Origin of the sequence: Stenotrophomonas sp. HMWF003, from assembly GCF_003061285.1 — a bacterium.
In the GTDB taxonomy this organism is placed as follows: Bacteria; Pseudomonadota; Gammaproteobacteria; order Xanthomonadales; family Xanthomonadaceae; genus Stenotrophomonas; species Stenotrophomonas maltophilia_AP.
The window spans coordinates 1-1,995 of record NZ_QAIW01000313.1; the positions used below are offsets into that span (position 1 = coordinate 1).

Genomic DNA, 1,995 nt, shown 5'->3' on the forward strand with positions numbered 1-1,995 from the left:
ACGCCTCCCGGTAGGTACCGACCGTTGGTCGGTACGGGGCGCGCTCCTCACGTTTCCTCCCGCGATCCGCCCGTTTCCACCGACCAACGGTCGGTGGCCCCCCGGCGCTGCCCCACATTCACAATTTGCTACAGACCCCGGTTTAGGCTGGAAATACGTGTTGCGCGGCGATGGATGACAAACCCGGCAACTTTCGGCACTGTCGTGTGGTCTGATCCGCACGCAGTCTCCCCCTTGGCAAGGTGCCATGAGCAAGTTGATGAAATTCAAAGCCCCCGCATTCCTGATGGCCCTGGCGCTCACCGCGCCGCTGGCACTGGCCGCCTATGCCGATTCGCCGGCGCTGCCGTCGGCGGCCACGGCCGACCAGGTGACAACCTCCAAGCTGGTGTACGGGCTGCTTTCGGACAGCCGCTATGCCTACCGTCCGCGCGCGCTGGACGCGGCCACCTCCAAGGATGTGTTCAAGCGGTACCTGGAGGCGTTGGACGGCAGCAAGCAGTTCTTCACCCAGGCCGACATCACCCGGTTCGCGCCGTTCGAGGCGAACATCGCCACCGCCATCCGCGGCGGCGAGCTGGAGCCGGCGTTCCAGGTGTTTGCGGTGTACAAGCAGCGCGTGGGCGAGCGGGTGGGGTATGCCCGCAAGCTGCTCAAGCAGGACTTTGATTTCAGCAGCGACGAGAAATTCGAGTACGACCGCAAGGACGTGCCGTGGGCGGCCAGCAATGCCGAACTGGACGACCTGTGGCGCAAGTCGGTCAAGAACGACTGGCTGCGCCTGAAGCTGGCCGGCAAGCAGCCGGCCGAGATCCGCAAGACGCTGGACAAGCGCTACGCGACGCTGGAAAAGTCGGTCAATGAGTTGAAGGGCGAGGACGTGTTCCAGTTCTTCCTCAACTCCTATACCAGCGCGGTGGATCCGCACACCGACTACTTCACCCCGCGCACCGCCGAGAACTTCAACCAGGCCATGTCGCTGTCGCTGGAAGGCATCGGCGCGCAGCTGCAGCGCCAGGACGACATGGTGGTGATCCGCGAGGTCATCGCCGGCGGTCCGGTGGCGGTCAACGGCACGCTCAAGGCGGGCGACCGCATCGTCGGCGTCGGCCAAGGCAAGTCCGGGCCGATCGAGGATGTGATCGGCTGGCGTATCGATGACGTGGTGGCCAAGATCCGCGGCAAGGCCGACACCCAGGTGCGGCTGGAATTCATTCCGGCCGAGGAAGGCGTCGACGGCAAGCACCACACGCTGGTGCTGACCCGCCAGAAGGTGCGCCTGGCCGAGCAGGCCGCCAAGGGCGAAACGCTGACCATTCCAGCCAAGGGCGGGGAACCGGCGCGCAAGGTGGGCGTGATCAAGCTGCCCACCTTCTACCAGGATTTCGAAGGCCGTCGCCGCAATGCCACCGACTATGCGTCCGCTACGCGTGACGTGGCCAAGCTGCTGGCCGGCTTCAAGACCGACAAGCTCGACGGCGTGGTGCTGGACCTGCGCAACAACGGCGGTGGCTCGCTGGACGAGGCGATCGAACTGACCGGCCTGTTCATCGAGCAGGGCCCGGTGGTGCAGGTGCGCGAGTCCGGTGGCCGGGTGACCGTCAACAGCGACCGCAGCGAAGCGGTGGCGTGGGATGGTCCGCTGGCGGTACTGATCAACCGCGGTTCGGCCTCGGCGTCGGAGATCTTCGCCGGCGCCATCCAGGACTACGGCCGTGGCCTGGTGATCGGTGAGACCACCTTCGGCAAGGGCACCGTGCAGAACATCGTGGACCTGGATCGCTGGCCCACCGGGGAAGCGCAGCGCTACGGGCAGGTCAAGCTGACCATCGCGCAGTTCTTCCGCGTCAGCGGCAGCAGCACCCAGCACAAGGGCGTGGTGCCCGACCTGGCCTTCCCGGCCAGCGTGGACGCCAGCGAGTACGGCGAAAGCACCTACGACAACGCGCTGCCGTGGACCCGCATCGCCTCGGTGCCGCACACCCAGTACGGCAA

Annotated in this window: 1 pseudogene; it reads left to right on the forward strand. The window is 66.1% G+C overall.

The features are described from left to right. Positions 1 to 259: 259 nt before the first annotated feature. Positions 260 to 1,995 (forward strand): annotated as a pseudogene (locus DBR34_RS12820) (carboxy terminal-processing peptidase); the annotation flags it as partial.